At 47.5% G+C, this 23,714-nt stretch carries 21 protein-coding genes; 7 read left to right on the top strand and 14 right to left on the bottom strand.

All coding sequences use genetic code 11. The features are described 5' to 3' along the window. Nucleotides 1-3 precede the first annotated feature (3 nt). Nucleotides 4-1,896: a DNA polymerase III subunit gamma/tau gene (locus AC5JBY_RS08970; protein WP_495904235.1), complete on the top strand. Its 1,893-nt coding sequence runs from the start codon at nucleotides 4-6 to the stop codon at nucleotides 1,894-1,896. A gap of 178 nt (nucleotides 1,897-2,074) precedes the next feature. Continuing rightward, the gene (locus tag AC5JBY_RS08965) at nucleotides 2,075-3,745 is read left to right on the top strand and encodes a pyruvate dehydrogenase complex dihydrolipoamide acetyltransferase (RefSeq protein WP_495904234.1); all 1,671 of its coding nucleotides are present in this window, start codon (nucleotides 2,075-2,077) and stop codon (nucleotides 3,743-3,745) included. Nucleotides 3,746-3,857: 112 nt separating this feature from the next. Here the strand turns inward: AC5JBY_RS08965 and AC5JBY_RS08960 are convergent, their stop codons facing one another. Beyond that, the gene (locus AC5JBY_RS08960; protein ID WP_495904233.1) at nucleotides 3,858-5,708 is read right to left on the bottom strand and encodes an outer membrane protein assembly factor BamB family protein; all 1,851 of its coding nucleotides are present in this window, start codon (nucleotides 5,706-5,708) and stop codon (nucleotides 3,858-3,860) included. Between the two features lie 181 nt (nucleotides 5,709-5,889). Here AC5JBY_RS08960 and yihA point away from each other — a divergent pair, with 181 nt between their 5' ends. Then, the gene (gene yihA, locus AC5JBY_RS08955) at nucleotides 5,890-6,543 is read left to right on the top strand and encodes a ribosome biogenesis GTP-binding protein YihA/YsxC (RefSeq protein ID WP_495904232.1); all 654 of its coding nucleotides are present in this window, start codon (nucleotides 5,890-5,892) and stop codon (nucleotides 6,541-6,543) included. A gap of 69 nt (nucleotides 6,544-6,612) precedes the next feature. On the opposite strand, the gene AC5JBY_RS08950 is transcribed toward yihA, so the two are convergent. Beyond that, nucleotides 6,613-7,086, bottom strand: coding sequence for a ribonuclease H-like YkuK family protein (locus AC5JBY_RS08950; protein WP_495904231.1), 474 nt, complete (start codon nucleotides 7,084-7,086; stop codon nucleotides 6,613-6,615). Nucleotides 7,087-7,709: 623 nt separating this feature from the next. On the opposite strand from AC5JBY_RS08950, the gene AC5JBY_RS08945 reads away from it, so the two are divergent. Further along, complete coding sequence (locus tag AC5JBY_RS08945; protein WP_495904230.1) at nucleotides 7,710-10,094, top strand: ABC transporter permease; 2,385 nt, start codon at nucleotides 7,710-7,712, stop codon at nucleotides 10,092-10,094. A gap of 8 nt (nucleotides 10,095-10,102) precedes the next feature. On the opposite strand, the gene AC5JBY_RS08940 is transcribed toward AC5JBY_RS08945, so the two are convergent. From AC5JBY_RS08940 to AC5JBY_RS08885, 12 genes are all read right to left on the bottom strand, one after another. Further along, a complete protein-coding gene (locus AC5JBY_RS08940) occupies nucleotides 10,103-10,471 on the bottom strand; it encodes a CoA-binding protein (RefSeq protein ID WP_495904229.1) in 369 nt (122 codons plus the stop codon). 49 nt (nucleotides 10,472-10,520) lie between these two features. Further along, nucleotides 10,521-11,624 (bottom strand): epimerase, encoded by a 1,104-nt coding sequence (locus tag AC5JBY_RS08935; RefSeq protein ID WP_495904228.1) that lies wholly within the window; start codon nucleotides 11,622-11,624, stop codon nucleotides 10,521-10,523. A 68-nt stretch (nucleotides 11,625-11,692) separates the two neighbouring features. After that, nucleotides 11,693-12,085 carry a hypothetical protein gene (locus tag AC5JBY_RS08930; RefSeq protein WP_495904227.1) on the bottom strand — a complete coding sequence of 131 codons (393 nt, stop codon included), beginning with the start codon at nucleotides 12,083-12,085 and terminating at the stop codon, nucleotides 11,693-11,695. A gap of 8 nt (nucleotides 12,086-12,093) precedes the next feature. Continuing rightward, a complete protein-coding gene (locus tag AC5JBY_RS08925) occupies nucleotides 12,094-12,600 on the bottom strand; it encodes a GbsR/MarR family transcriptional regulator (protein ID WP_495904226.1) in 507 nt (168 codons plus the stop codon). Nucleotides 12,601-12,673: 73 nt separating this feature from the next. Then, nucleotides 12,674-13,375 (bottom strand): energy transducer TonB, encoded by a 702-nt coding sequence (locus AC5JBY_RS08920; protein ID WP_495904225.1) that lies wholly within the window; start codon nucleotides 13,373-13,375, stop codon nucleotides 12,674-12,676. A 102-nt stretch (nucleotides 13,376-13,477) separates the two neighbouring features. Then, the gene (locus AC5JBY_RS08915; protein ID WP_495904224.1) at nucleotides 13,478-14,218 is read right to left on the bottom strand and encodes an energy transducer TonB; all 741 of its coding nucleotides are present in this window, start codon (nucleotides 14,216-14,218) and stop codon (nucleotides 13,478-13,480) included. 22 nt (nucleotides 14,219-14,240) lie between these two features. Further along, a complete protein-coding gene (locus tag AC5JBY_RS08910; RefSeq protein WP_495904223.1) occupies nucleotides 14,241-14,987 on the bottom strand; it encodes a TonB family protein in 747 nt (248 codons plus the stop codon). A 71-nt stretch (nucleotides 14,988-15,058) separates the two neighbouring features. Beyond that, nucleotides 15,059-16,504: a hypothetical protein gene (locus AC5JBY_RS08905; RefSeq protein ID WP_495904222.1), complete on the bottom strand. Its 1,446-nt coding sequence runs from the start codon at nucleotides 16,502-16,504 to the stop codon at nucleotides 15,059-15,061. 4 nt (nucleotides 16,505-16,508) lie between these two features. Beyond that, nucleotides 16,509-17,648, bottom strand: a complete 1,140-nt coding sequence (locus tag AC5JBY_RS08900) for an NAD(P)/FAD-dependent oxidoreductase (RefSeq protein WP_495904221.1) — start codon at nucleotides 17,646-17,648, stop codon at nucleotides 16,509-16,511. A gap of 28 nt (nucleotides 17,649-17,676) precedes the next feature. Then, nucleotides 17,677-18,369, bottom strand: a complete 693-nt coding sequence (locus tag AC5JBY_RS08895; protein ID WP_495904220.1) for a methyltransferase domain-containing protein — start codon at nucleotides 18,367-18,369, stop codon at nucleotides 17,677-17,679. A 2-nt stretch (nucleotides 18,370-18,371) separates the two neighbouring features. Then, nucleotides 18,372-19,469, bottom strand: a complete 1,098-nt coding sequence (locus tag AC5JBY_RS08890) for a type III polyketide synthase (RefSeq protein ID WP_495904219.1) — start codon at nucleotides 19,467-19,469, stop codon at nucleotides 18,372-18,374. Further along, complete coding sequence (locus AC5JBY_RS08885) at nucleotides 19,462-20,325, bottom strand: UbiA family prenyltransferase (RefSeq protein WP_495904218.1); 864 nt, start codon at nucleotides 20,323-20,325, stop codon at nucleotides 19,462-19,464. The genes AC5JBY_RS08890 and AC5JBY_RS08885 overlap by 8 nt, the downstream gene beginning before the upstream one ends. A gap of 94 nt (nucleotides 20,326-20,419) precedes the next feature. On the opposite strand from AC5JBY_RS08885, the gene ubiE reads away from it, so the two are divergent. The 3 genes from ubiE (at nucleotide 20,420) to AC5JBY_RS08870 (ending at nucleotide 23,687) form a co-directional block, all read left to right on the top strand. Further along, the gene (ubiE, locus tag AC5JBY_RS08880; RefSeq protein WP_495904217.1) at nucleotides 20,420-21,172 is read left to right on the top strand and encodes a bifunctional demethylmenaquinone methyltransferase/2-methoxy-6-polyprenyl-1,4-benzoquinol methylase UbiE; all 753 of its coding nucleotides are present in this window, start codon (nucleotides 20,420-20,422) and stop codon (nucleotides 21,170-21,172) included. After that, on the top strand, nucleotides 21,169-21,882 hold the full coding sequence (porT, locus tag AC5JBY_RS08875; protein WP_495904216.1) for a type IX secretion/gliding motility protein PorT/SprT: 714 nt from the start codon (nucleotides 21,169-21,171) through the stop codon (nucleotides 21,880-21,882). The genes ubiE and porT overlap by 4 nt, the downstream gene beginning before the upstream one ends. A 149-nt stretch (nucleotides 21,883-22,031) precedes the next feature. Then, nucleotides 22,032-23,687 carry a c-type cytochrome gene (locus AC5JBY_RS08870; RefSeq protein WP_495904215.1) on the top strand — a complete coding sequence of 552 codons (1,656 nt, stop codon included), beginning with the start codon at nucleotides 22,032-22,034 and terminating at the stop codon, nucleotides 23,685-23,687. Nucleotides 23,688-23,714: the final 27 nt, after the last annotated feature.

Below are 23,714 nucleotides of genomic sequence, written 5' to 3'. Positions count from 1 at the left end.
CCCATGGATAAGTTTATCGTTTCAGCCAGAAAATACAGGCCACAAACTTTCGATACTGTTGTAGGTCAGGGACATATCACTACCACCCTGAAGAATGCTATCAAGAACCAGCAGTTGGCGCATGCCTTCCTGTTCTGTGGTCCGCGGGGCGTAGGCAAAACCACCTGTGCCCGTATCCTGGCGAAAACGATCAACTGCGAAAATGTAGGGGCCGATGGCGAAGCCTGCAACGTGTGTAACTCGTGCGTATCCTTCAATGACGGTATTTCCATGAATATCCATGAGCTGGATGCTGCCAGCAACAACTCGGTGGATGATATCCGTTCACTGGTAGAGCAGGTACGGTTTGCCCCTTCCGGCGGCGCCCGCTACAAGGTGTATATCATCGATGAGGTGCACATGCTCAGCTCTTCGGCTTTCAACGCCTTCCTGAAAACATTGGAAGAGCCGCCACCCTACGCCATCTTTATTCTGGCTACTACCGAAAAGCATAAGATCCTTCCTACCATCCTCAGCCGTTGCCAGATATTCGACTTCAAACGTATCACCACGAATGATACTGTAGAGCACTTACAGGATATCTGCAAGAAAGAGGACATCAACGCTGAGAAATCGGCCCTGCACCTCATCTCACAGAAGAGTGAGGGTTGTATGCGTGATGCGCTTAGTATCATGGATAAGATCGTGAGCTTTACCAATAGTGTGGTGAGCTATCAGAATACGCTTGAACACCTGAACATACTAGATGCCGACTACTATTTCAAGTTGCTGCAGTGCATGCAGCAGCAGGACCTTGGCGGCGCCATGTTGTTGTATGACGATATAGACCGCAAAGGTTTTGAAGGTGATATGGTACTGAATGGTTATGCTGAATTCATCCGCAACCTGCTGGTATGTAAAGACGAAAAGGTAGCCAACCTGCTGCAGGTAGTGGAAAGCTTTAAAGACCGCTATATAGCTGCTGCGAAGCAAGTGTCTGTAGCCTACCTCATCAGTGCTTTGAACATCCTGAACGAAACAGAGATCAATTATAAAGGGGCCCGCAATAAACGACTGCACGTAGAGCTGGCGCTCATCAAACTCACTTACCTGCAACAAGCAGTTGACCTGGCCTCCGGAAGCGAAGGTCTCAGTAAAAAAAAACTGATTGATGAAGCAAAACCCGTTGCTTTCAGGGCTTTGGGGGCGGTGAAGCAGCCTACAGGAGGTCAGAAGTCGGAGGCAGGGGGTCAGAAGACAGAAGCGAAGTTGATCATAGATACCGGCAATCGGCAATCGACAGTCGGCAATGATGGATCAACATCCGGCAATCAACCTGCTCTTCCCAAACAGCCAGCGACCACTACACCCGTGGCGCCTAAACAACCCGTATCGAGTAACCAACCCGCTCTTCCTAAACAACCTGCTACCGGCACATCGAACACGAAACCCGAAACCGCCTCTGGCAAACTGGGCTCGCTGAATTCCTTAAGGCAACAGTTTATTGGCAAGCCAATAGAAGATGCCGGTCAGCCGATACCGCTGAGCCAAGATAAACTGCAGGAATACTGGCAACAGTTCAGCCAGCAATTGAAGGAGGCCAAGAACCCGGCCAACCAATCTTTCAATATGGCCACGCTGGTAATCCAGGACCACCAGACTTTCGAGGTGCAAACGAATAACAACCTGGAGCAGAAGTTCATTGAAGGCGAGCGCCGCGTATTGTCGGAGTACCTGCAGCAGTTGTTCAACAACCGGCAGTTGCTGTTCACCATCGTTGTTAATGAAAACACCAATATGACCCAGGAGCCGGTGGAAAAGCCCCTGTCTCTCAGGGACAAATACCAACAAATTGTGGAGCAGTACCCGCTGGTAAAGGAGCTCCGCGACCGGCTGAAACTGGAGGTAGACAACTAAGCGCCAAAAGACCAGAATACAGAAAATACGGAGCTGTTTGAGGCGAAACATATGCCTGTCGGGCATTTGCGTCTTTAGGACACCCAGACTTTTCTCACTTCTGACTTTCAGACTTTTGCCGTAATTTCGGCCCTCAATTAGCAACCTGACGTATTAAATATCAAATTATTAATAGACTATGGCTGAAGTGATCTTAATGCCCCGCCTGAGTGACACCATGACTGAAGGCGTGATTGCGGCCTGGCATAAAAAAGTAGGGGATTCCGTAAAGAAAGGCGACCTGTTAGCGGAAGTTGAGACAGACAAAGCTACCATGGAACTGGAAAGTTATAAAGATGGCACCCTTTTACATATTGGAACTGATAAAGGTGGCAAACTGCAGGTAAATGACCTGCTGGCCATTATCGGCGCTCCCGGTGAAGATATCAGCTCCCTCCTTTCCGGTGGTGGCGCTGCTGCTCCCAAGGCAGAAGCTAAAGCGGAAGCTCCTAAACAGGAAGCAAAACCTGCTGCCGACAGCAAGCCAGCTCCTGCCCCTGCTGCCGCTGGCGAATCGCTCGACCTCGCCAACATGCAGGAAGTGATCCTGATGCCCCGCCTGAGCGATACCATGACTGAAGGTGTGATCGCCGGCTGGCACAAGAAAGTGGGTGACGACGTGAAGAAGGGCGACCTGCTGGCTGACGTGGAGACCGACAAGGCCACCATGGAACTGGAAAGCTACAAACAAGGAAAATTATTATACATCGGCGCCCAGAAGGGTGATAAAGTTCCCGTGAATGCGCTGTTGTGCATCATCGGTGAAGAAGGTAAAGTAGATGTAGACAAGATCGTTGCTGCTGCCAAAGGTGGTGGTACCGCTTCTACACAAAGCAGCCAGCCTGCCCAGCAAGCTGCTGCTGCACAACCTGCCGCCAAAGCTGAAGCAGCACCTGCACAAGCAGCCGCTTCTTCTTCTACCGAAAATGGTCGCGTGAAGGCTTCTCCTCTCGCTAAAAAACTGGCCAGTGAAAAAGGCATCGACCTTGCACAGGTTACCGGTAGCGGTGATGGTGGCCGTATCGTGAAACAAGATGTAGACAACTTCAAGCCATCTGCTGCTCCTGCTGCCGCCACTGGCAAACAAGGCGCTTCCGCTCCTGCTGCACAGCCTGGAGTAGTTGGTCAGGTTAGCTTCGAAGATGTACCGGTATCGCAAATGCGTAAAGTGATTGCACGCCGCCTCGCTGAAGTGAAATTCTCTGCTCCTGAGTTCTACCTCACCATGGAGATCAACATGGATAAGGCAGTAGCCAGCAGGGCCAAACTGAACGACATTTCTCCCAATAAGATATCTTTCAACGACATGGTGCTGAAAGCAAGTGCCATTGCCTTGAAGAAACACCCTGCTATCAACAGCAGCTGGACAGGTGATGCTATCCGCGTTAACCACCACGTGAGCATCGGCGTAGCCGTAGCGGTAGAAGATGGATTGCTGGTACCAGTAGTTCGCTTTGCCGATCTGAAGTCGCTGTCGCAGATTGCGGGAGAAGTGAAAGATTTTGCACAAAGAGCCAAGAGTAAAAAGCTGCAACCAGCTGAGTGGGAAGGCAACACCTTCACCATCTCCAACCTGGGTATGTTTGGCATTGAAGAGTTCACTGCCATCATCAATCCGCCGGCTTCCTGTATCCTCGCTGTAGGTGCTATCAACCAGGTGCCTAAAGTGAAGGATGGCAATATTGTGATCGCCAACATCATGAAGGTGACCCTCACTTGCGACCACCGCGTAGTAGACGGCGCCACTGGTGCAGCCTTCCTGCAAACCCTGCAAGGTTACCTGGAAGAGCCACTGACCATGCTGGTATAATTTGTAAAGTTTGTTGTATCTATAAAAGAGAATCCCGCTGATCGATCAGCGGGATTCTCTTTTATAGATTGTTTGTCTTTCCGACTTTCAGTCTTCCTGTCTTTCTGACTTCTTACTTCACTTCCAGCAAGGCCACTTTGCCATCCATTGTAGAAGCGACGATGTGCTTGCCATCCAGGACTCGTACAGTATTGACCATGGAATTATCGATCTTATGTGCCCACAGTACTTTTTGCTGCTTTGGATCGATCGCATAGACCACACCGCTACGTGTGCCAAAGAAAACCTGTCCATCCTTTTCAATCAGCATAGAAGGCACATGCTCATAACCAAACCCGGCGTTCATGATCCAGGCCGGACGTTGGGCTTCCCGACTCGTGGCATAAGCCGCCACCGTATCCTGCATCGTTTTACCATACACCCATTTACCGTCATTGGAAATGCCTATAGATTCGCGCACGCGCGTTTCTGTGCTCTTCCACAGGGTAACGCCCGTTTGCGTGTCAATGGCCGTTAAAGTGCGGTTAGGCGTCACTACATACACCACGCCGTCCACCGCTACCGGAATGCAGGAGGCAGGAGAGAAATTGATGACCTGGGAGCCGGGATTCCATTTCCACAGGAACTTGCCATCCTTCCGATCTACTGCATACAGGTAAGTATCCCAGGCGCCAAAGATCACCTTGTTCTCGTACAATAATGGAGTACTTACCACAGGCCCGTTGAGGCTGTCGAACTTCCAATGGAGCTTGCCATCCTGCAAGCCCAATGCTACAAATGAATGATCGCTGCCGCCAATGAACACCGTATCGCCGGAAATGGCCGGACATCCCAACACAGATGCTCCGGCAGTATAAGACCATACCTGTTTGCCACTCTTCGCGTCAAGGCAATACACTTTTCCATCGCCAGAGCCCAACACCACTTTATCATCCTTCGCGGCCGGAGAAGAGAAAATAGATCCTTTGGTAGGGAAAGACCACTGGCGTTTTCCATTCTGCAGGGAAAGGGATACCACTTCCCCACTCTGGTTGCCAAAGATCACCCGGTCCTTGTATACCGCAGGTGTAGAGATCACATTTGCATTGGAAGCGATGGTCCATTTGGCTTTTACCTGCGCATACTGTTTATTGACTGCATAATCCGGTCTGTCGAACTTTTTGGAAGGCACGGCATAGTTGTGCGTTTTCACAGCCACCCTTGTCCAGGGCTGCAGCGTTTCCACACCGGGCCTGCGTTCGGTATAGATCACCGAATCGGGCCGCACGTCTACGAGGTTATAACCTCCCACTGCTGCTTTGGCGCGCAGGTTGGAACGTCCCATCACCCCCGGAATATCTTCGAAGTTCATTGCATGGTTGTTATGGCCGTGACCACAAATAGCGAGGATTGTATTGTATTGCTTCAGGCGATCGATCACTTCATACCAGTTGTCAAGACCATTGTCCAGTGGGTAGTGATTGCAAAAGATCACCGGTTGCTTCTTATCTGTCTTCTTCAATTGTTCATCCAGCCATATCGTCGCATCGCGGGGAATATGGCCATCGCTCATGCGCACATAAGGGCCCGAGGCGCAGCCAATAAAACGAACGCCATTGTAATCAAAGATGAACTTATCATATCCGAAGATGGTAGTAAAACTTACACCGCCACTTTCGCTCCAGCCACTGTCATGGTTACCCGGAATGATGTAATATTTCACCCGCAGGCTATCGAATAATTGTTTGGCTACGCGAAGCTGCCTGTCTGTACCCAACTCTGTAATATCACCTGTAATGATCACAAAAGCTACATCGGTCATGGCATTGATGTCCTGTACCGTACGACGCAGGTCTTCTTCCGCACTACCATTAGGAGAACCAATATGTGTATCACTGATATGCACAAATCGAAATGGCTTGATCTGTGCCGGCAACATAGCTACCACACACAACAGGCAACAAAGCAGGAGGGTCTTTTTCATGCAGGCAATATAATATATTTCAAAGGCCATCAACGGCTTGCGCAAAGCAAATAAGCAGTGCTTAACAATTAAATTTCATTAATTGCCGGATTGTGCCTGCCCTTTGTTTCTTTAGCATAACAGCCCGATTAAAGCATGCAAAAACCTGTTGCCCGGGTATTCCGTATCTTGCAGCCCTGTTATGATCATAAAATCAGCACAATACCTCGTTAGCAGTCCGGATTACAAACAATGTCCCAAGCCAGACAGGCCGGAATATGCCTTCATTGGCCGCAGTAATGTAGGCAAGTCATCGCTCATCAATATGTTGACCGATAACCAGAAACTGGCTAAAACGTCCGCATCACCTGGTAAGACGCAACTCATCAATCACTTCAGTATTGAAACTTTGCCCGACAAGTACACGCCCGGCAAAACACCTGCTACTCCCTGGTACCTGGTCGACCTTCCGGGATATGGATTTGCCAAAGTATCTCAAAGCCAGCGTAAGCAATGGGAAACCATGATTGAAGATTATCTGCGCAAGCGTGAAAACCTCGTCAACATATTTATACTGATCGATAGCCGGCATTCTCCTCAAAAAGTAGATATCGACTTTGTAAATCAACTTGGCGAATGGGAGCTGCCCTTCTGCATCGTATTCACCAAGGCCGATAAAGAGTCACAGCGGGAAGTGAGCAAGAATGTAAAAGCGTTCCTCGATGCCATGCGCAAAACCTGGCAGTTCCTGCCTCAGAGCTTTGTAACCAGTGCCATAAAGAAAATGGGAAGGGATAAGATATTGCTGTTCATAGAACAGTGCAATAAGACGGTGAAGGAGGAAGAACAGGGGTGACAAAGCCTTTAGCTGTGAGTATATCACAACTGTACAATAAAAAACCCTCGGCGTCAGCGGCGAGGGTTTTTAGTTTACTACCTTGTTGGCGCAGCTACTGCTGGCAAAGGCTTCCGGTTTGGCTTTGAAGGCAAAGCCCATACCCAGTATATAGCCCATCGCTTCTTTCAACGCGTCGTTACTCTTAAAGTGCGGATTGGTATTAATATCAGCATGGACTTCCATATCCACATTATACAGCGTAAAGAGATTGCATAGCTCATAGGCTATCTCAATACTCTTGGCTACTTCTACCAGCATGCGTTCCTTAATAGAATACTGCTGCCTTGTTTTCTCATTGTGGATGAACATGAAACCTCCATGTCCTTCACGCAGGAAAACAATAACCGTTGCAAATTCAGTTTCGGAACCTTTTACCTGGGAGTCGGTACCAATGCATACCTTGAGGTGATAGCCTTTGTCGCTTTCGCGTTTGATGGCTGCTTCAACAGCATCAATAATGGGTAGATCGATCTGATCGCCATTAAACTTTCTCCAAATCATAGTGTAATGGGTTTTTCGAATTTACCGAAAAAAACACTCTTTGCCAAAAGACAACTGTTAACTAATTAAAAAGGGATGGGTTATACCGACGTGCGGGACAACCCACCCTGCAGGGTAGGGATTCCGTATTATAACCAAGAAAACGACTGCCTTGCCTATTCGGGTCAGGGATAATGCATAACAGGACAACCGCTTCGAGGCTGGGTATATGCTAAGGGGCAGTAAGTAAAACAGAATAATGAAAGGATGAGAAACTTGTGGTGTACAGGTTTTTCATACAGTTGTTATTTAACGATCAGGTATTGGATAGAAGGGTACGATCAAAAAACTTAGGGACTATGTAAGTAGGGGGTCGTATTATAAACGGCAGAGCAAAAAGGATATTTTATCAGCCTGTTAATTTTTGTGCGCAGCCGCGCCCCGCGCGGCTTTGTCGCCTGCCCGCCAGTGAACAGCGGGTGTATTGAAACCGGACAGTTTTATGCATCTTATCAAGTACAATAAACTGATCTTTAAGGGGTAAGAACATGGCACCATACTGGTTACCTAAAACCAGTTACTGTACGCCTTACTCTTTAATCCGGCCCCTTTTTACCATTACCAAAAACTGTAAAACATAGCCCATGTTCACCAACTACTTTAAAACGGCCTGGCGCAACATCATCAAGAACAAGTTCTCATCGATCATCAACATAGGTGGTCTGGCCGTTGGTATCGGCGTGAGCATGGTCATAGGTCTTTGGATATGGGATGAACTGAGCTTCGACAAATACCACAAACAGTATGACCGTATAGCGCAGGTGATGCAGCACGTTACCAACAACGGAGAAGTGCAAACCGTGCCGGTAGTTCCTTATCCGCTGGCCAACGAGCTGCGCAAGAACTATGGCAGCGACTTTACAAAGGTGATACTGGGTGGCGGCGGTGGCGATCACCTGCTTACCGTTGGCGACAAGAAATTAAAGCAGCCTGGCAGCTACTTTGAACCGGGCATCACAGAACTGCTGAACCTTAAAATGCTCAAAGGGTCAAAGGATGCTTTGAAAGATCCTTCTTCCATCATCCTGTCGCAATCGGCAGCCATCGCCTTTTTTGGTGATAAAGACCCAATAGACCAGCACATCAAAATCGATAACGACATTCAGGCAAAAGTAGCTGGTGTGTATGAAGACCTTCCTGACAACTCCACCTTTGCGGCTTTACAGTTTATGGGGCCCTGGGACCTGTATTTCAATAATACCAATTGGATAAGCACGATACAAGATCCGTGGAGGCCTAATGCTTTTCAATTGTATGTACAGCTGGCAGAAAACGCCAACCTCGACTATGTATCTGGTAAGATCAAAGATGAAAAGCTGAAGAACGTAAATGCACAACTGGCCAAGAAGAAGCCAGCGCTCTTCCTCCACCCGATGAACAAATGGCATTTGAATTCCGAGTTTAAAGACGGATTGAATACCGGAGGACGGATAAAGTATGTATGGCTGTTTGGCATCATTGGCGCATTCGTATTGCTGCTGGCCTGCATCAACTTCATGAACCTGAGCACCGCCCGTTCTGAAAAGCGTGCCAAAGAAGTAGGCATCCGTAAGGCTATTGGGTCCCTGCGTATACAATTGATCGGTCAGTTCTTCAGCGAATCTATCCTGGTAGTGGTTATTTCTTTTATACTCTCGCTGGTATTTGTAATGGCGCTACTACCCTTCTTTAATGAAGTGGCTGGCAAGAAGATCGTTATTCCCTGGAGCAATCCTTTATTCTGGGGGTTGGGCCTGGTGTTCAGCGTCATTACCGGCCTCCTCGCCGGCAGCTATCCTGCCTTTTACTTTTCTTCTTTCAAGCCTGTCAAAATATTAAAAGGTGTGTTCAAGGCTGGCAAGTGGTCGGCCATGCCACGCAAAACGCTGGTAGTACTGCAATTCACTACTTCCGTCGTTATGATCATTGGCACCATCATCGTATTCCGGCAGATACAATTTGCCAAGAACCGGCCTATCGGTTATGAGACCAACGGATTGATAGCCGTGCATATGGTGACCAGCAAGATCCATGATCATTTTGACGCGGTAGCCGCAGCATTAAAGCAAACAGGCACAGTACTATCTATGACTGAAACCGACAACCCGGTAACAGAAACATGGTCTACCAGCAGTGGTTTCGAATGGAAAGGGAAAGACCCCAATTTATCCATTGACTTTCCTGTTGTGAATATTGCTTACGACTATGGCAAGACCATTGGCTGGGAAGTAGCTGCAGGCCGGGATTTTTCAAAAGATTTCGCTTCCGATTCAACAGCATTTATATTGAATGAAGCAGCCGTCAAGTTCATGGGTTTCAAGGAACCGATCGGAGAATCGATCATACGTTTTGGTGAGTCTTTTAAAGTAGTAGGCGTGGTGAAGGACCTCATCATGCAATCGCCCTATGAGCAGGTACGTCCAACCGTATTCCGGCTGGTTCCCTGGGCACAGAGCTTTGTAATACTTAAGCTCAACCCTTCAGTAAGCGCCAGCGATGCCCTCAGTAAGATTGAACCCATCTTCAAGCAACACAATCCAGAACAGCCTTTTGGGTACAGCTTTGTAGATACAGACTATAACAAGAAGTTTGGTGATGAAGAACGCATCGGCAAGCTGGCCGGGTTCTTTGCCCTGCTGGCCATTTTCATTAGTTGCCTCGGTTTGTTTGGCATGGCCTCTTTTATGGCCGAGCAGCGTACCAAAGAGATCGGCATCCGTAAAGTATTGGGCGCTTCCGTATTGAATGTATGGCGGTTGCTATCGAAAGAATTTATAGTGCTGGTGGTGATTGCATTACTCATTGCCATGCCAATAGCATATTATTTCATGCACGACTGGTTACAAAGCTATCAGTACAGAACAGCTATTTCCTGGTGGATATTTGCAGCAGCCGGCGCCGGAGCATTGTTGATCACCTTGCTCACTGTTAGCTTCCAGGCCATCAAAGCTGCCCTGGCCAATCCCACAAAAAGTTTAAAGACTGAATAAACATTAAGTTAATACTGTCCTGTGCTCAACAACACCAGCGTACAAGCCTCCATGGGCTGTATGCCTTTTTCCTGGGCCAGCGTAGCCAGTTCATCGTTCTCAGCGCCGGGATTGAAGATGATGCGTTTAGGATGCAGGGAGAGGATATAATCGTAGTACTGCTGCTGATTTTTAGCACTCAGGTATAAAGTAACTGTATCTACATCGTTGATCGGCAGGCGCTCTGTGTCTACCGGCACATCGGCCACTTTTGTCTTTTTGAGACCGATAGCAGCAACAGGGTGACCGAAGGACCGTAGCTTATTAATAGCCAGGTAACTATAGCGTGCCGGATTATCGGACGCTCCCAATACGACTGTCTTTTTAGCTGTGCCCATGCTGAACGGTTTATATAATAACGAATAAAGCGGTTGTTTGGTTTGCGGTTTAGAACAGGTGGTATTTGCGGCGTGGCGTGTTTTTAACAATGTCTTGCAACGCATCTTCTGCCAGCACATACCTGAACCGGAAGCCACTTTTTAACAACCTGCCGGGCATTACCCAACGACTTTTCAATACCAGTTCCGATTCCGTTTTAATGACCCGCGCGCCCAGTTCCAGCATCCAGGTAAAGGCAGGCAAACCAACTTTGTGCCCCGTGATCTTGCGCAAGGTGCGCATAAAATCACTATTGGTAACCGGATTGGGAGCGGAACAATTAAACACGCCTTCCGCTTCCGGATGATCATAACACCATTCTACAATGCGGCACAGGTCATCTTCATGGATCCAACTGTACATCTGTTGACCACTACCCTGGTAGCCGCCCAACCCTGCTTTGAGCAGGTTGAAATAGGGCACCATAACACCGCCGGCGCCCAGCGTAACAGCGGCCCGCAAGGCTACCTTACGCACACCCGTTGTGGAAGCCTCAAAGAAAGCCTGTTCCCATTGCTTACAAATACCTACCGAAAAGTCTTTATCCAATGAAAGGTATTGCTCCGACTGTTTACCATACAATAATCCTGCCCTCCACTTTTTACAGCGGAAACGCAGTCTATCCAGGAACGAATAGGGCATGTTATCATTCTTCAGGTCACTGATCTCCCCATTTTCTTCTTCCTGCGGCCTATCCATAGCATGGCGGTAAATAGTAGCCGAAGAGGCATTGATCCACAATGCAGGCTTCTTACTAACCTGGCTTATGGCTTCACCAATGGTGCGGGTAGCATCCACGCGGCTATCGAGCACTTCCTTTTTGTTTCGTTCATTATACCGGCAGTTTACCGATTTACCCGCCAGGTTGATCACGATGTCAGCATCCTCGATGTCCTTCAGCCAGTGGCGCTCTACATGCTTGCCATCCCAGCGCCAGTAAGTGATGTTATAACCGTCTGACGCATTGACCAGGTGAGAGCCGTAATTATTATTTTGCGTATGCACCGATTGACGGCTCAGGATCACCACATGGTTGTCTTTTCCGAAATACCGCGCCATTGCCTGGCCAATAAAGCCGGTGCCGCCCGCAATGACTATTTTCTTGTTTTTCATAATTTCAGAAATAACTGAAAGAATATAGCTTAAAAAAACCGGTTGCCCGGTTATTCGTTTATCCTTTATTATACACCTGCTTCTTCGCCCCTGGCTGGTTGCAGCATCAGCGACAATTTGTTGGTTTCCTTAATACAAGCTGCCAGGTAGAAGACAGCCATGAAAGGGCTTACTACCAACAGTGCGAAAAGCCCCGAAATAATGGCATCGCTGGGTAAACACAACAGCAGTACAACGATCACCAGCAACAGTGCAACAAGGTATATCTTGCGCATCTTCGTTTCGTAAGGCGCTTTGTAAAAAAAATGAACAATTACGCTCAGCAGCTGCCATCCACCCACTAAAAAATAGGCTCCCATGAAACCTTCACTAAGCATATCCGGTGCCGTCAGGGCCATAACCAGGCCTGCTAAAATGGTGATCCCCTGAACGACGCAATCGACGCGTTTGAATGCCAGCATAATTGTCGCTATTTGAAAAATTTCATCAACGTTCCTACAAACCAACTTTCCTCAGCCTTCACCAACACATCCAGCATCTTATCAGCCTGATTGCCGAAACGTTTGATGCCATTCATCGTTTCTATAAACTGTTTTACTTCTTTGTCCTTCTTATCTCCTTCCACAGCAGCCAACTGATCCATTAGCTTCAGCATAGGATCGAGCTCGCGGCGCTTGCGCTCTTTAATGATGGTGGTGGCTACTTTCCAGATGTCTTTTTCGGCAATAAAGAACTCCTTGCGTTCACCGGGAATACTGGTCCGCTCTACCAGTCCCCAATCGATCAGTTCCCTGATGTTCATGTTCACGTTCCCCCGGCTTACGCTCAGTTGCTCCATAATGTCATCCTGGCTCATCGGGTCGGGGCTGATCAACAGCAGGGCATGTATCTGGGCCATGGTGCGATTGATGCCCCAATGCGTTCCAAAGGAACCCCAGGAATCTATAAACTTCAGTTTTGCATCGCTCAATTTCATGGTACTACTGTTTCAGGTATAAAAATACACCCGATTTCTGAATTTTCAAATAATATTGAAAGTAGGAATAGTGTTAGCGTGTGCGGAAGCTGATCGCCTGTACTTTATAGCTTTTTACGCGCTCGCCACCTTTAGTGGCAGGCTCCCAGCGTGGCGATTTAACGATCAGTCGTAATGCCTCTTCATCTATAGAATAGCAGACCGATTTAAAAACCCAGGGATCACTAATCTCACCTTGTTTGTCAACAGCAAAAGCGATCCTTACTGTTCCCTGCATGCCTGCCTTGATGGCATCGATGGGATAACGCAGGTTGCGGGTAAGGTAATATTGCCAGCCGTTTGCCCCTCCTTCAAACTCCGACTCCACATACCTTTCTTCAGGCTTAACTGGATTCGAGCTGGAATCTTTTTTAAGTTGAGATTCTTCCGGATACGCCTTTTCTCTTGTCAGCACACCGGCTGCATACTCTTTTTTGTGAACTACCCGGAATTTGTCATTGTAATACAGCCACAACCCATCCCGCTGTCCATCGATGTACAGGCCAGATGAATCAACAATGCCATATTCATCATACCATGCAAAGCGGCCATGGGCAATTGTTTTCTTCTTATCCTTATAAGATTCCATTTTGGCAAGCGGCCCTGAACGAACATAGAAGTATACACGCCAGCCGGTGTCACTTTGTTTGAAAGTATAGTCCTTCAGGCGGTCCTGGCTATGCAGGTTGCCGGCCACTGCCAGCAGGCTTATTATTATTAAAAGAGCACGTATCATATGGATTGCAGGTTTTAAGGATTTGCAGACAAGATGCAGTAATTCCCGGTTTTCCACAATCGCACAGCAGACAACAAACCAGCCACTTATTAACGCTGCAGTTTATTGAAGACGATAGAAAAAGGGCTGAATTTTGTAGGTCTTTACTTTCTTGCCCGCTTGCATGCCGGGCTGCCATTTTGGGGAAACGATGATCAGGCGCATGCTTTCATCATCCAATGATAATTCAACTGATTTTTCTATCCAGGGATCATACACTGTGCCGTCCATATCTACTATGAATCTAACCCGCACAACACCTTGAATTTCCCGGTCAACTGCTTCTTTAGGATACCGGAGGTTTTTGTTCAAATACCGTTGCCAGCCGGGAATGCCTCCTTTGAACATAGATTCGGCCTCCCCTTCCTTTAATGGTTCATCTTTACGAGGCGGCAGCTTGGTATAGTCCTTTTCAAATACGAGTTGTCCGCCTACATACCGCTTCAGGATCGTGACACTGCCGGTATCATCATAGTAGTACCAATCACCATTTCTGATACCATTGGTGTAATGACCCAGCGAATCGATGTAGCCTTTTGCATCATACCAGGAGCTGGGGCCGTGCGCTGTGCCATCATTTTTATTGGTCTCTATCCGAATCAAAGGACCGTGCAAACGATAGACATCCCACTGATCGGCAGAATCGCCAGCAGGCTTCACCCGGGCAAAGTATTTGGCCTCGGCCACCACCGTTGTGCCTTTCCAGGCCGAATCGAATAAATAATAACTTTCACTGTCTTTTTGACCATACACCTGTAAGACAAGCATAGTGAGTACAAATGCGGTAAAGCGTTTAAAGGGCATAGGGAGTTATTAGTAAAGATATTTAATCAATTAAAAAGAAAATAGGCTGTACTTTATAGGTCTTTATTTTCTTTCCGTCCTGCGTACCAGGCACCCACTTAGGGGACTTTTGGATAAGGCGCATGCTTTCATCATCCAGCGATAATTCTACTGATTTTATTATCCAGGGATCAGTCACTGTTCCGTCTACATCTACTGTGAATCTTATCCGCACATCTCCTATAATTCCCCGGTCCATCGCCTCTTTAGGGTACTTAAAATTTTTATCCAAATACCATCGCCAACCGTTCTTGCCACCTTTGAACTTAGAGTCTTCCTCCCCGTCTTCCAACGGCTCGTCTTCACTTAACGAGTCCTTTGTATAATCTTCTTCAACTATGAGCAGACCTCTTAAATACTTTTTCATGTGCGTGATCTTACCCTTAACATTATAATAATGCCAAACACCATCCCTGATGCCATTGGTAAAAGGCCCCAGCGAATCAATAAAACCTCTTTCATTGTACCAGGCGTACCAGCCATGCGCATCACCTTCTTCACCTTTTTTATTGGTCTCTATCCTTATCAAAGGGCCATGTAAATTATAAATTTCCCACTGATCGGTGGAATCAGTAACTGGTCTTATGCGGGCAAAATACGTCGCTTCAGCTACCACCGTGGTACCCTTCCAGGTCGAGTCGAATAAATAATAATTTTCATTTTTTTTCTGACCATAGACATGTAAGGTCAGCAGCGTGAGTACAAATGTGATTAAGCGCTTAAAGGGCATAAGGGGTTATACTTGGCTGCAAGATGCAAAAAATCTGCATATATACAAATGTGCCGTTAAACAGGAGAGGCTTACAATGGAGGGCAATCCAGCTTCCTGTCTCTTTTGGCCTGGCTATTCCTGCCTGCCCGGACGATGAACGCCAGATAGCCGCCGCCATTCTGCATGCGGTCTTTGGCAAACAGCGTGGCCCAGTTGTGGATACCAAACAACACGGGACCCAGTTTCACAGCACCGCCTATCCTTAACTGTTGTTCTGTATTGTACAGTATGGGCATGTAAAAACCCAGGCGCCGGGTTTCCCAGCGGGGCGTTACCGCAATCATGTTGGTTTCGCGTACATATAGCCGCTCGTCGCCCGCCAGCGGGGAAAGATTGATGGAAATATCGGCATTGACGTAAAAAGCATCAAATAAATACCGGTCGACATTGATGATCAACCGGGCAGGGTTGATGACGTTGAAGTTGCCGGTAAGCGTAGCCATATTGTCTACAATTGTGGCAAGGCTATCATTGAATCCCCTGACGCCGTCCAGGTTTTTAAACTTCGTATCGAGATCAATATCACGCACATCACCCCGGAAGCCACTTGCCCGGCGACTGTTGAGACTATGCTTGTATTGATTGAATCCCACATCCATTAATGATAAGCCTATCTTCCATTTATAATCATAATAGCGATCTTCATTATCATTGAAATCAGCATGCACATATTCTTTTACCAGGAATTCCACGCCCAGATCGAAAGAGGCGCCACCTTCAGCATTGCTAATAAAGTCACGCACGTTCTGACCTGCCCCCTTCGCCTTCTTCCAGTTATCGAAGTTGGCCGAATAGCCGTACCGGGCAGCGGCGTCTTTCAGTATATAAGACACCTGCCCATTCTCGATAACGCTTTCCACTTTTCCGCTCGATAGTTTTGCATGCGCGCCTGACAAGCCCCGCGATACCCGTACCGTGGCGCCCGCATTCAACCGGTTTTGATCATTGTCCCAGATGGTTTGTGCGTAAGTACCGAATAATTCGATCCAACCACTGGTGGTCATGTCAACACTATAATCTGTGTTACCATTATTCATCAGGAAAAAAGACCGGGCACTTTTCATCGTATCCATAAAATTGTAGGGACTGGAAGTAAGGCTGGTATAATTCCGGATGTTGATACCGGCTGCGATGGCCGCACGACGCCCTAACGCAATGCGCGTATTGAGCAGGTTTACATTCGCATTGGCCTGGGCAAAACGACTGTAATAGCCTCCATCGAATTTATACTCGGACTTTGCCGGTGAGGAAAGAAAAGAATAATTATGAACTGTTACGGTGTTGGTAGCCGGCTTTGCCTGCACCGAAAAGATATCGATGTCCCAGGCAAAGGGTGTATTGACAATAGAAGCAGGATTGTTGCCCACCCCCAAACTGCCTGCATAGGAAGAACCGTTCACAGCATGATAATTCTGCGCAACAACGACAGCGTGGGCCAACAATAACCCCGTTATAAAAAGCAAATTCCTGAACATGTAACTAAAAAGGTTTACCGTGGGTTTGACCTATTAAAAAGGTAATGAACTTCGGAAAAGGTTTTACGGCGGTTATCAGAAAATTGGATAGAGAAGCGCTGCCAAAAAAGTGCTGTATCAAACGGCCAACCTGCAATCGCCGGCCAAAATGCTTCTCCCATTGCTGGGTATACTGAAGTTCCATTTCGTACCGCGTAATATGGCCATTCATAAACTGATCGATCTCTTCAAAAGCCAGCTTGCTGCCATGCAAGGCCATGCTCATTCCATTGCCACACAGCGGCGTGATCATACCAGCCGCATCACCGATCATCAGCACGTGATTCTCAACCTGGTTTTTCCGATTAAAGGATATACGGGAAATTGTAAGTGGTTCAGCATAGAGAAACCGGGCATTGGAAAAGATATTTTCCAGGAAAGGATTTTTTTGAAGGATATTTTTCTCCATCGCCTGGATATCGTTGTGGCTTTTACGCAGATTCCTGGCAGTGGTAAGGTAACAGAGACAGTACTTATTGTTCTCGATCCGTGATATGCCGCAATAGCCGTTATCAAAATTATGCAATGCGATCAGATCTTCCGGAAAAACAGTCTCGATATGATACTTAACGCCTACAAAATGATTCAGCTTGTTGGGCTTCAACTGGGTGAAGGCTCTTTTCCACTTGGCATCAAGATTACTTCGCTTGCCATAAGTACCTGCAGCAATAGTCACCTCCGTCTCACCCCGGGAAGAAAAGACCACAAAAGCGTTGTTGCGGTACACCACATTCACCACCTTCGTTTCTTCCATGAGCACCACTCCTTCTTTACGTGCAATATCAGCCAATAGTTGGTCGAGCGTGTACCGGCTGATACCAAATCCACCCAGGGGCAGCGGACTTTCAATGAACTTACCGTTGGGCGCACTTACCTGCAACCTGTTGATGACAGGCAGTTGCATATCGCTCAGCGGAACGCCCAGCTCTTCCAGGAAGTTCCAGCTTTCCAGACTGATGTATTCACCGCATACTTTATGAAAAGGATATTTTTCCCGTTCAAAAACAACGGTGCGGTAGCCCGCACGCACACATTGAATAGACAGTGCAAGTCCCGCCAGCCCACCACCAATGATGGCAATATCGTATTTGGGATCGAGACTCAACCAGCAATATTAATGAAGTGTCATTATTTTAGTGTGAACTATCTACAACCACCAACCATCTGAACGCCCATTTCCATTGAACGGAAAAGGTAGTGATTCCTGCGCTATCAAAAAGAAGTTGCCAATCTTTTTTAACAAATCCTCTGGCAACTGATAAAGGAGCATCGTTCTTGACGAGGTAGCTTTTGGAAAATAAGCGCGTCAACCACTGGATGGAATAGTAGGCCATGGGATGCCGGTGGAGGTCATTGATAAAAAAACCACGATGCGCATGCTTGTACATCCATCTCATTTGCGGTATTAATTCCCGTTCCGGGAAATGATGGCAGAATAAAGAAGAAAAGATAATGTCTGGCTTGCGATCAAATACAACATCTTTATAATCGGACGCTATCCAGGTACTGTTGGGTAAGTTTCTTTCCATAGCTACAGCAATGCAGTCGGGGTTCTTATCGATGCCGGTGAAAGAAGCAAAGATCTTATGCTTTTCGCACCACCGGGCAATCGCCGCCAGGTTATCGCCACCGCCGCAGCCAATCTCACATACTGAAATACTCAGTTGGTTGCGCGACAAGCGGCGGAATCCCTCCAACGTAATGGCATGACCACCCAGCCAGGTATTGATAAAATCAAGTTCCTGCATATTCCGTTTGATATCGGCAAACGGAATATCATCCCTGTCCAGTAATTCCTGCTGGTATGAACGCGTGTGAAAATTCATGTTTACATCGACGCTACAAATGTTTCCATGGTTAAGCCCGGCCCAAAGGCCGCTGCAAACACCTTTTCTTTTGATTCTTTTTGTGTAGTGGTAATACTGTGCATTATCTTCTTTAATGCAAACAATATGGTGGGGGAAGACATATTGCCATAATTTCTCAACACATCTGCACAGGCGCTTAGTGCAGTTTTGTCCAGTTGTAAGCTTTCAGTTACCGCTTCCAGGATCTTCTTACCGCCGGGATGCACACACCAACGTGTTACCTGCTCCTGCGTAATGCCTGCCTGCTGCAGGGCCCTGCCGGTCAATGCGCCAAAATCCTTCTCTACCAGTTCGGGTACATAACTGCTCAACGTCATCAGGAAACCGGAAGAAGACAGCTCCCAGGACATATCCTTTTTGCCGCCCGGAATGATCTCGCCATAAAAACTATCGAGCTGCAAACCTTTATGCGCATCATCATCGTGCGTCACTAAAGCGGCGGCACTGCCATCACCAAACAGTAAGCTGGAAGCAATATTATCAACCGAAGCATCACGCTGAAAGTGCAGCGTGCACAATTCGGTACATACGATCAATACTTTGGCCTGACGATCGGCCCTGCAAAGTGCATCGGCTATTTTCAAGGCATGAACGGCTGCGTAACAGCCCATGAAGTTGACCGAACTACGCCAGGTATTTTTGGGCAGCTCCAGCAATTCCACCAACTGCAGATCGAGGCCCGGTGCACTCATACCTGTGCAGCTTACAGAGATCAGGTGGGTAATAGACTCCTGCTTTATTTTCCCGTCGATACAGTCGCGAATAGCCTGTAGCGACAAAGGAGCGGCATACTGGTGGTACCAGGTCATCCTTTGCTCGAGCGAAGGAAACGGCTCCAGGTTTTCAGTAGCGGGATAAAACTTCCACTCGGCGGCAGTGCGGCTATAATCGGGAATTACAGAGTAGCGGGTGTCGATATCACTGAGGTGATACAGGAACCGGATCTTACGCTTATCAGCCTCAGCAGGTGCATACACCGCTTGCATGAACTGCATAATATCCTGCTGGCGGTGTTTGAACGCCGGGACTGCTGTGCCAATAGAAATGATCTTACTCAAATAGATTCCAGATTAATAAACTAAGGAAAGCAATATTGGTGCAAACCGATGCCAGCATATTCATGCGCATGGTATGGGTAAAATCGGCTACGTTTTCATCTTTCCAGACACCAGCGGCCCATTTGAAAAAATATACGAGAATGGGAAGCATACAAGTTGCCAAAACAACAAATTTTACAACTTCTCCTTTACTAAAGAACAATTGAGCCAGCAAACCCATAGCGACACTGTACACAAGAGCGGTAAAAATAAAAGTGCCCCGGTATCCCAATGCAGCGCTGATGGTGCGTACCCCATCCTTCCTGTCGGCCTCATGCTGGTAGATCTGCGTGAGCGGATAGAATCCGCCGATCAGCAAGCTGGCGGCTATCATACCCGTTAACGGCACATCCAGACTTTTGTTCGCGCTACAACCGTGGTAGGTCATGAAAAAAGTAACCGCTCCCTGGAAAACGATCACTGTGAGATAACCGACGAGCGGGTATCGCTTCAGCCGGATGCCCCGGTAGCTATAAGCACGCGAAGCGAGGATATAAGCCACAATGCATACGGCAAAGAGGTAGCTTACCAACAGGCTCAACAGCACAGCGGCCATATCCATACCCACACTTACCCGGAACAGCTGCCGGGTTGGCTTCATGGGTTTTTCGATGCCTCCGATGCTCCCTTCGTCGCGATCCATGTAAGAATTGTAGCCATTACTGGAGGGGTAAACCAGCAGGTGCAGGATAAAAAAGATTAGCAAGGCATGCGTCCATTGAACCTCAGGCACCTGCCCCAGGGCAAACAGGAATACCGGCAGCAAAAAGAAAGAAAAATGGAAGCGAAGTAATTGTATTGTAGAGCGTTGGAGCAAGCCGGTGTATTATTTATCTTATAAATATACCGATTAGGCTGCTCGAAAACCCAGATTACTGGAAACCAGCCGCTTTACCCTAACTTTGCGCTCCATGTCCAGGCATTCACACGATACGATCGTTCCCTTTCAGGGATCAGAACAGAGCAAGAAAGAGCAGGTGGCCAGTATGTTTGACCAGATTGCCTTCCGGTACGATTTCATGAACCGCGTACTGTCCGGCGGTATCGATATTTACTGGCGCAAGCGGGCAATCAAAGAGTTACGCGAACTGAAGCCACAACGGGTACTGGATGTGGCCACCGGTACGGCCGACCTGGCCATTACCACCTGGAAATACCTGCAGCCCAACCAAATAATTGGCATAGATATTTCAGAAGGGATGCTCCAGCTGGGCCGGCAAAAGATTGCCAAGCTCTTGTTAAATAATCATATAGAATTGCAGCAGGGCGATAGCGAGGCAATAAACTTCCCCGACAATTCGTTTGATGCGATTACGGCTGGTTTTGGGGTAAGAAATTTCCAGCACCTGGAGAAAGGATTGAGTGAGATGTTCCGGGTACTTAAACCGGGCGGAAAAATGGTGATACTGGAGTTCTCAAAGCCCCGGAAGATCTGGTTCAAAGGACTTTATAACCTGTATATGAAGGTGGTGGCCCCGCAAGCGGGCCGTTGGCTGACAAACAATAAAGACGCGTATCAATATTTAAATAACTCTGTTAAAGCATTTCCCGAAGGCGAAACATTTCTACATATTTTACAACAAGTTGGGTTTTCGGATACCTCACTAAAAAGGCTGAGTTTAGGAATATGTACAATTTATTGCGGCAGCAAAAGGGCCAAATGATACGATTGGCATTCGTGCTTACTTTATTGGTAGCCTGCTCACGTAGCTGGGCACAGCAGGTAGAATTGAATCTTCCCAATCACGACGATAAGAAGTACTTTTTGGGTATTGGTCTTATTTACAATACCTCCCGTTTTAGCGTAAGCCATCATCCCCTTTTTCTCCAACAAGACAGTATACAGTCCATCGAATCACAGGGTGCGGGCGGTTTCGGGCTGGCAGGCATGCATACCTATCGCCTTTCTCCCCGTTTTGAGGTAAGAGCCATCTTCCCGCAATTACTGTTCTCTTATAAGAACCTCACTTATACACTCAAAAATCCTGACCTGTCCAAAGAAGAAGCGAAGGTGATGACCAAAAGGGTGGAGTCCATCCTCGTGGGTCTTCCCGTGCACCTCAAGTTCAGGTCGGACAGGATTGGCAATTTCCGGGTATATATGTTTGGAGGCGCCAAGTTTGAATATGACCTCGCTTCCAACTCTACTGCCCGCCGGGCAGAGGGCCTTGTAAAACTTTCCAAATATGATTTTGGTGTGGAAGCCGGCATCGGTTTCAGCTTCTATTTCCCGGTATTCATCCTTTCACCGGAGATCAAATTCAGCAACGGGTTGATGAATACGCATTCCCGTGATGCCAACCTGAAATTCTCCAACACCATCGACAAGCTCAATTCAAGAATGGTATTGTTCTCATTAATTTTCGAGGGATAAGAACAATAATCTATCACTGACCGTTATGCATGCAAGCGATTCACGGGTTGCTTCGTGATGGTAAGGTCTTGATGCAACGGCCATAAGCAGGGGGATGTCACTTATGCAATCCTTATAACGCTGCATCTATTAAACTATATACCCTGTTTATGAAAAAGACCCTCACCGTAGCGGCCTTGCTGATAGCTATTATTGTCAGCTGCCGGCAAATTGACCGTCATCGCACACTCTCTTCTCTGCTCAAAACTTCCAGCTTCGCTGCCCAGTTATTTACAGTTGACATCACCAAAGACACGGTTCTCGTAACCCGGAAAGGAGCTATCATCCGGCTACCTAAAGGAACATTGGAAACCAGTGGTAACAGCCTCGTGCAACTGGAAGTGAAGGAAGCCTACACCATGCAGGATATTATAGCGGCCGGACTCACCACCAGCAGCAATGGACAACCGCTGAGCAGTGGCGGTATGATCTACCTGAATGCCACCGGTGAAAACACGGTGCACATTGCCAAGGCAATTACCGTATCTACCCCTACTCCATTTATCGATCCTAATATGCAATTATTCAAAGGGGAGGTGCAACCTGATAGCACGATCAACTGGACCGATCCGGCTCCCCTGCCTCCTAACCCACAACAAGCCGGACTCGAAATGGGTAAGCAATTATTTGTGAATAACTGCGCCACCTGCCATAAGATCGATAAAGACCTCACAGGTCCCAAACTGGCACACGTAGTAAAGCGGCTTGATAAATACCGGGGAGAAGAAGGAAGGCCGTACATAGATCTGTACGGATTTACAAGAAACAACCAGGCAGCAATAGCTCGTAGTCCATACTTCTGCGCACTGTATGAAAAATGGCACAAGACTCCTATGACCAGTTTTCCTTCACTCACGGATGAGGAGCTGGATGTCCTTTACGCATATATTGAAAACGAGTCAGATCGGTTACAACTACCCATACCCGATAATGGAATTCTCCAGTGCCTTGACAGCTGCTATGCATACATGGAAGTAGCAGGCCGGCTCGAACAACTGAAGCGAAAACTGGAACAGGACAGTAGCGACATGGTTGAAGTAGACAGAAGAAAAGATACAATCATTATGCCCCCTGGAAATGCCGATACCATTGTTCTACCCATTGAAGTGCCGGACAACCTGGTCGACCCCAAATCTGAAAAATCCTTGTATTACCAGTTTACCATTGAAGCATTTGGCTGGTACAACGTTGACATCTTATTAAAAAAGATGGAGGGCACGGTAGAAAGTACGTTGATAGTGCGCATGCAGGGTACCTACCGGAAGCATTTTGAACTCTACCTTGTCATTCCTGACTTGAAAGTACTTACTCAAGCAGGACTATTAAAAGACAAGGAAGATAGTTATGGCTTTGCCAATGATGATGGCAAAATAAACCTGCCACAAGGCAGTAAGGCCTGGGTGTTTGCAGTGGGAGAACAGGACGATCAACTACTCTTTGCCATCACCCCTTTTACAACGTCCACGCAGCAGGAACTGAACCTCGAACTTGCCATCACCACACAGGAAGCCTTCCAAAAGGCCACCAAAGAGATGGGTATTCCCGATCTTAAAATACAAGCTGCTACAACGCAAACAGGCATTGAATTACGCAAGGTGATCAGGGAACTCAAAAGTGCAGAACAGTTAAAACCAAAGAATTGCAATTGTAATTGTGTTGAGCCGCAAGCCGCGCCTGCAACAATTAGCTACAATCTGGGAGCTGTAGAAACCCCGATCATAACCACTGCAGACGAGGCGCCGCATCAAAAACGCATCCGTGAATAAATGTTAAAATAAGCACATATTGTGCAC

Source organism: Paraflavitalea sp. (assembly GCF_059502485.1).
This window is presented reverse-complemented; position numbering and strand designations above follow the sequence as displayed.

Excerpts from the sequence above, each read along its gene's own strand:
- AC5JBY_RS08970 (WP_495904235.1), top strand. The coding sequence starts at position 4 with ATGGATAAGTTTATCGTTTCAGCCAGAAAATACAGGCCACAAACTTTC.
- AC5JBY_RS08965 (WP_495904234.1), top strand. The coding sequence starts at position 2,075 with ATGGCTGAAGTGATCTTAATGCCCCGCCTGAGTGACACCATGACTGAA.
- AC5JBY_RS08960 (WP_495904233.1), bottom strand. The coding sequence starts at position 5,708 with ATGAAAAAGACCCTCCTGCTTTGTTGCCTGTTGTGTGTGGTAGCTATG.
- yihA (WP_495904232.1), top strand. The coding sequence starts at position 5,890 with ATGATCATAAAATCAGCACAATACCTCGTTAGCAGTCCGGATTACAAA.
- AC5JBY_RS08950 (WP_495904231.1), bottom strand. The coding sequence starts at position 7,086 with ATGATTTGGAGAAAGTTTAATGGCGATCAGATCGATCTACCCATTATT.
- AC5JBY_RS08945 (WP_495904230.1), top strand. The coding sequence starts at position 7,710 with ATGTTCACCAACTACTTTAAAACGGCCTGGCGCAACATCATCAAGAAC.
- AC5JBY_RS08940 (WP_495904229.1), bottom strand. The coding sequence starts at position 10,471 with ATGGGCACAGCTAAAAAGACAGTCGTATTGGGAGCGTCCGATAATCCG.
- AC5JBY_RS08935 (WP_495904228.1), bottom strand. The coding sequence starts at position 11,624 with ATGAAAAACAAGAAAATAGTCATTGCGGGCGGCACCGGCTTTATTGGC.
- AC5JBY_RS08930 (WP_495904227.1), bottom strand. The coding sequence starts at position 12,085 with ATGCTGGCATTCAAACGCGTCGATTGCGTCGTTCAGGGGATCACCATT.
- AC5JBY_RS08925 (WP_495904226.1), bottom strand. The coding sequence starts at position 12,600 with ATGAAATTGAGCGATGCAAAACTGAAGTTTATAGATTCCTGGGGTTCC.
- AC5JBY_RS08920 (WP_495904225.1), bottom strand. The coding sequence starts at position 13,375 with ATGATACGTGCTCTTTTAATAATAATAAGCCTGCTGGCAGTGGCCGGC.
- AC5JBY_RS08915 (WP_495904224.1), bottom strand. The coding sequence starts at position 14,218 with ATGCCCTTTAAACGCTTTACCGCATTTGTACTCACTATGCTTGTCTTA.
- AC5JBY_RS08910 (WP_495904223.1), bottom strand. The coding sequence starts at position 14,987 with ATGCCCTTTAAGCGCTTAATCACATTTGTACTCACGCTGCTGACCTTA.
- AC5JBY_RS08905 (WP_495904222.1), bottom strand. The coding sequence starts at position 16,504 with ATGTTCAGGAATTTGCTTTTTATAACGGGGTTATTGTTGGCCCACGCT.
- AC5JBY_RS08895 (WP_495904220.1), bottom strand. The coding sequence starts at position 18,369 with ATGAATTTTCACACGCGTTCATACCAGCAGGAATTACTGGACAGGGAT.
- ubiE (WP_495904217.1), top strand. The coding sequence starts at position 20,420 with ATGTCCAGGCATTCACACGATACGATCGTTCCCTTTCAGGGATCAGAA.
- porT (WP_495904216.1), top strand. The coding sequence starts at position 21,169 with ATGATACGATTGGCATTCGTGCTTACTTTATTGGTAGCCTGCTCACGT.
- AC5JBY_RS08870 (WP_495904215.1), top strand. The coding sequence starts at position 22,032 with ATGAAAAAGACCCTCACCGTAGCGGCCTTGCTGATAGCTATTATTGTC.